Origin of the sequence: Vibrio sp. 1F263 (genome assembly GCF_041439035.1) — a bacterium.
Lineage (GTDB): Bacteria > Pseudomonadota > Gammaproteobacteria > Enterobacterales > Vibrionaceae > Vibrio > Vibrio tasmaniensis_A.
Map to the genome: position 1 here is coordinate 53229 of NZ_JBGONI010000024.1, position 6000 is coordinate 59228.

General features: G+C 47.3%; 3 protein-coding genes. 1 reads left to right on the forward strand and 2 read right to left on the reverse strand.

Annotated features, from left to right (window positions below):
* Positions 1–13 precede the first annotated feature (13 nt).
* Entirely contained in the window at positions 14–628 is a 615-nt protein-coding gene (locus tag ACED25_RS15390) for an OmpA family protein (RefSeq protein ID WP_017103074.1), read from the reverse strand.
* On the reverse strand, positions 628–1935 hold the full coding sequence (locus tag ACED25_RS15395) for a TolC family outer membrane protein (RefSeq protein WP_009846631.1): 1308 nt from the start codon (positions 1933–1935) through the stop codon (positions 628–630). Before ACED25_RS15395 ends, ACED25_RS15390 begins: the two co-directional genes overlap by 1 nt.
* Before the next feature lie 400 nt (positions 1936–2335).
* Here ACED25_RS15395 and ACED25_RS15400 point away from each other — a divergent pair.
* On the forward strand, positions 2336–6000 hold a 3665-nt coding region (locus ACED25_RS15400), incomplete at its 3' end, for a Calx-beta domain-containing protein (protein WP_371695598.1).

Here is a 6000-nt window from a genome sequence, read left to right on the forward strand (position 1 = left end):
GGTGCGGTAGAATCTATTTGCCGATTTTAGTAAATATATGCCACTCTTCTTTGATGTTGCCTTTAAATCCGACAACAGAGGCTACGACTTTTCTGTTCAATGCATGATTAGTTTCAGTGTCATTATCACGGAAGCCTGCATCTCCGTACCCTACGGTATAGACTCTTGATGGCGGGATACCGTTGCTGATGAGCGCACGTCTTACATTGACCGCACGTTCTTCTGAGAGCTTGAGATTGTATTCGGCATTACCTACTTTACTAGCATAACCTTGCAATTGAATACTTGTGTTTTCGTAACGCTTTAGAAACGCAGCCATTTGACGAATTTGGCTCAGAAACACAGGTTTAATTTCTGCAGAGTCATTGGCAAATAAAATATGAAGATCTTTTTCTTCGCTAGACTCGAAATACGAGCCACAGCCATCATTATCTATTTCAGCGCCTATTTGTGTGTCTATACATAAATCGCGAGCGTTGATAACACCATCATTATCATCATCTTCGAGATCATAACTTTGTGTGGTGCTAGGAAGAGCACGATAAGTGAATTCATCATTTGTTTCAGCCATGATGTTGGCAGAAGCAACCACGAAGCATAGTGGGAGTATAGTTTTGAGAAGCTTCATTAATATTCTACCTTTTCATTCCATTCTTGTGGAGTCTCTACACGTAACCCTGTTAATAGGTTACCTGTTGCATTCATGACTCTATATTTTGCGTACTGTACATCGTACTTAGCGTCTAAAAATCCCTTACGTGCTTCGAAGAGTTCATTTTCAGTGTTAAGTAGATCGAGAAGGGTACGCTTACCAATTCGGTATTGTTTTTCATAAGAGATAACGGTGTCAGAAGCTGAATCTACGTGATCCGACAAGAAATCTTTCTGCTGAACGGTTAAGTCAAGAGCGCTCCATGAAAGGCGTAAGCTTTCTTCTACATTACGGTAAGTACTCTCACGTAGGTCTTTTGCTTTGTTGAGTTGATAAGCGGCACTTTCGGCACGGTCTTGATCGGCTCCACCGTTATAGAGATTGTACTTTAAGCGAAGCATCGCAGAAAATTCATCGCTGTTGCCTTTCGTACCACCTGCATCATCGCGCCACCTTTGAGCGGCTTCAAAAGAAACAGTTGGGTAGTTGGTACTCTTCGACTGCTTGTATTGGAACTTCGCTGAATCTACGTCAGCTTGTGCAATTTTGATAACCGGGTGTTGGTTAAAGGCTTTTGCCAAAGCACCGTCGATCGTATAAGGAATAGAGCCTGCGTCAGCACGTGGATATACCAAGCCTAGTGGGGCTTGGCCAACAAGGCGTTTGAATTGAGTATGGGCATCAAATAAATTATTTTGAGCTGCCAGCAAATTACCATGAGCTTTTGCAATACGAGCTTCTACCTGAGACATGTCTGCCGTAGACCCAATGCCTGAATCAACTCGTTTCTTGATATCTATATAGATATTTTTGTGCGTCGCCAGATTGTTTTCAGAAAGTGTAAGCACTTCGTAAGCTTTAACGGAATCAAGATAGACTTTGGTTACTTGCAGTGCAATATCTTGAGCGCTAGATAGCAATTGATAACGGACAGACTCTGCATCAGCAGCGGTACGATCAATGTCGTTAGAAGTATTCGCGCCATCCCAAATGAGTTGTGTCAACGTAATTGCTGCTTCTTTACGTGTTAGATCTGTTGAGCTCGAATTCGTCGCCAAATCCGTATATTCGTAACCAATGCCACCGTCTAAATCTATACTCGGGCGGTAAGCTCCACCAGAAGCATCGTTAAGGTAACGTTGACTAACGTACTGGTTATATGCCGCTTTGATTTCAGGGTTACTTTCTAAAGTAAACGCGACGGCTTGCTCTAAGGTCTGTGCGCTAGCCGGTAAACTGAGTGCAATAGCCAACCCTAATGTAGTCGTTTTAATCCAGTTCAATTTCAATCTCCCAAAAATGGAGTATCACCTAAGTTTGTCGCTTTTAAGCTTGAATATATCAAATTTAGATGAACCGCCAAAAAAATAACGAATGCTCAATGAGCATTCGTAAATGGTTGTAAAGTTGTTAACCGATCGCCGTACAATTTAAGTCGATTTTGAGTACTTAAATTTGATTTGAGTGTTTGGGTTATCTTTCCCTAAGACAATAACTTATATGGAAGTTTTCGTCATCTTAATTATCACTCAGTGACCGTTATCATTCGTTTACATTGTAAGTTATTAAAGATGTAATTCATAGCTAGGAATTATATGACATTAGATGTTATATTGTCACTAGATTATAAAATCGATGTCACTATTTTGACGTCGCAAACAGAAAATGAGCTTAGGGATTTATATGGACATGACAGTATTGAATGCGAGCGGTGCATTAGCATTAGGTCAACGCATTGTTATTTCGATAGATGGCACAATCACGGTCCTAGAAGACGGCCAGCCATTACAAGCTGGGGATGTCGTTTTAGAATCCCAAAATGTAAATTCTGAATCTCAGATTTCAGTTAAGCGCTTTACGCCACAAGGAAAAGATGGCGATGAAGTCGATCTTGACCAAGATATTGAAAATATTTTTGCCGCTTTAGAAGAAGGGCAAGATCCTACAGAGTTAGGCGAAGAGTTCGCAACTGCGGCAGGTGTACGAGGTTCGAGCCTAGTTAGCAGTGGAACTATTGAACGTGATGGTGACGAAACCATCCCAGTTACCGAATTTGTAACAACAGGTTTCGAAGGCCTAGGTCTGTCTCGTACTCAAAGCTTAAGTTTGCTTGATCTATTCCGCTCAGTGGAAGTTGAGCCAACAGTAAGTATTGAAGACAGCCAAGTCATTAATGAAGGCTCAACAGCAATTTTCGACGTAAGTCTAAGTAAAGCTGCGTCAGGCGATGTAAGCGTTACGCTTGAGACGTTATACGGAACGGCAACAGCGGACGACATTACAAGCGTTGTTGTGAAAGATGCCGCGGGTAACGTAGTGACACCTAACGCTGACGGCTCTTACACCGTCAAAGCGGGTGAAACTAAGTTAGTCGTTGAAGTCGAGACCAAAGACGACGGCACGTACGAAGGTGATGAGAAGCTGAGCCTGAAAGTGACCGGCGCCACGGGCGTGACAGGCTCAGGTACTGGCGAGTTGACCATCAAAGATGACGGCACTGGCCCTGTTGACCCAACCGATCCTACTCCCCCAGTGAATCCAGACGATCGCCCAACGGTGAGCATCGAAGACAGCAAAGTGATTAACGAAGGCTCGACAGCGAGCTTTGATGTGAGCTTAAGCAAAGCCGCGTCAGTCGACGTGAGCGTAACGCTAGAAACCCTTTATGGTACCGCAACAGCGGATGATATCACCAGCATTGTGGTGAAAGATGCGTCGGGTAACGTAGTAACACCTAACGCGGACGGCTCTTACACCGTAAAAGCGGGTGAAACTAAGTTAGTCATTGAAGTCGAGACCAAAGACGACGGCACGTACGAAGGTGACGAGAAGCTAAGCCTAAAAGTGACCGGCGCAACAGGCGTGACAGGCTCAGGTACGGGCGAGCTAACCATCAAAGATGACGGCACAGGCCCTGTTGACCCAACCGATCCTACTCCCCCAGTGAATCCAGATGACCGCCCATCGGTGAGCATCGAAGACAGTAAAGTGATTAACGAAGGCTCGACAGCGAGCTTTGATGTGAGCTTAAGCAAAGCCGCATCAGTTGACGTGAGCGTAACGCTAGAAACCCTTTACGGCACCGCAACAGCGGATGATATCACCAGCATTGTGGTAAAAGATGCCGCAGGTAACGTAGTAACACCTAACGCTGATGGCTCTTACACCGTCAAAGCGGGTGAAACTAAGTTAGTCGTTGAAGTCGAGACCAAAGACGACGGCACATACGAAGGCGATGAGAAGCTGAGCCTTAAAGTGACGGGAGCCACCGGCGTGACAGGCTCAGGTACGGGCGAGTTGACCATCAAAGATGACGGCACCGGCCCGGTTGACCCAACGGATCCTATTCCTCCAGTGAATCCAGATGATCGCCCAGCGGTGAGCATCGAAGACAGCAAAGTGATTAACGAAGGCTCGACAGCGAGTTTTGATGTGAGCTTAAGCAAAGCCGCATCAGTCGACGTGAGCGTAACGCTAGAAACCCTTTACGGCACCGCAACAGCGGATGATATCACCAGCATTGTTGTGAAAGATGCTGCAGGTAACGTAGTGACACCAAACGCTGATGGCTCTTACACAGTCAAAGCGGGTGAAACTAAGTTAGTCGTTGAAGTCGAGACTAAAGACGACGGCACATACGAAGGTGATGAGAAACTGAGCCTGAAAGTGACCGGCGCAACAGGCGTGACAGGCTCAGGTACGGGCGAGTTAACCATAAAAGATGATGGTACCGGTCCTGTTGACCCAACCGATCCTATTCCGCCAGTGAATCCAGATGATCGCCCATCAGTGAGCATCGAAGACAGCAAAGTGATTAACGAAAGCTCAACCGCGAGTTTCGATGTGAGCTTAAGCAAAGCTGCGTCAGTTGACGTGAGCGTTACGTTAGAAACCCTTTACGGCACAGCAACAGCGGACGATATCTCTAGCATTGTTGTGAAAGATGCCCAAGGTAACGTAGTAACACCAAACGCTGACGGCTCTTATACCGTCAAAGCGGGTGAAACTAAGTTAGTTGTTGAAGTCGCGACCAAAGACGACGGCACATACGAAGGCGACGAAAAACTGAGCCTGAAAGTGACAGGTGCTACGGGTGTAACGGGTACGGGTACGGGCGAACTGACCATCAAAGATGACGGCACAGGCCCGGTTGACCCAACCGATCCTACTCCGCCAGTGAATCCAGACGATCGCCCAGCGGTGAGCATCGAAGACAGCAAAGTGATTAACGAAGGTTCAACCGCGAGTTTCGATGTGAGCTTAAGCAAAGCTGCGTCAGTTGACGTGAGCGTTACGCTAGAAACCCTTTACGGCACAGCAACAGCGGACGACATCACTAGCGTTGTTGTGAAAGATGCCGCAGGTAACGTAGTGACAGCTAACGCTGACGGCTCTTACACCGTCAAAGCAGGTGAAACTAAGTTAGTTGTTGAAGTCGCGACCAAAGACGACGGTACGTACGAAGGTGATGAGAAGCTGAGCCTGAAAGTGACTGGCGCTACGGGCGTGAGAGGCTCAGGTGCGGGTGAGCTAACCATCAAAGATGACGGTACTGGCCCTGTTGACCCAACCGATCCTACTCCGCCAGTGAATCCAGATGACCGCCCATCGGTGAGCATCGAAGACAGCAAAGTGATTAACGAAGGCTCGACCGCAAGTTTCGATGTGAGCTTAAGCAAAGCTGCATCCGTCGACGTCAGCGTTATGCTAGAGACGTTATACGGAACGGCAACAGCGGACGACATCACCAGCATCGTTGTGAAAGATGCTGCAGGTAACGTATTGACACCAAACGCTGACGGCTCTTACACCGTCAAAGCAGGTGAAACTAAGTTAGTTGTTGAAGTCGCGACCAAAGACGACGGTACGTACGAAGGTGACGAGAAGCTAGGCCTAAAAGTGACCGGCGCAACAGGCGTGACAGGCTCAGGTACGGGTACAGCGACAATTTTAGACAACGACAAGCCGAGCATCACCGACGTGGAAGTTGGGGTGTCAGGGGATAACGACAGCGTGGTTGAAGGTCAAGCATTGAACTTCAATGTGACGTTATCGGAAGAGACCAAGTCGGAAGTCAGCTACAGCCTAACCTTGCCAGCGTCAGCGGACGTGGACTTAGGCACGGTGAGCTTCACCAACGGCGTGACGTACGACAGTGCGACGAAAACACTGACGGTACCGTCGGGCGTGACGAGCTTTACCATCGTGGTACCGACGGTAGACGACAACATAGTGGAAGCGGCGGAAGACTACGTGATCACCTTAGAGGGTCAACAAGTCACGGGCACCATTTTAGACAACGACAAGCCGAGCATCACCGACGTGGAAGTTGGGGTGTCAGGGGATAA

Coding starts and splice junctions, on each gene's coding strand:
- ACED25_RS15390 (WP_017103074.1), bottom strand. CDS start 628: ATGAAGCTTCTCAAAACTATACTCCCACTATGCTTCGTGGTTGCTTCT.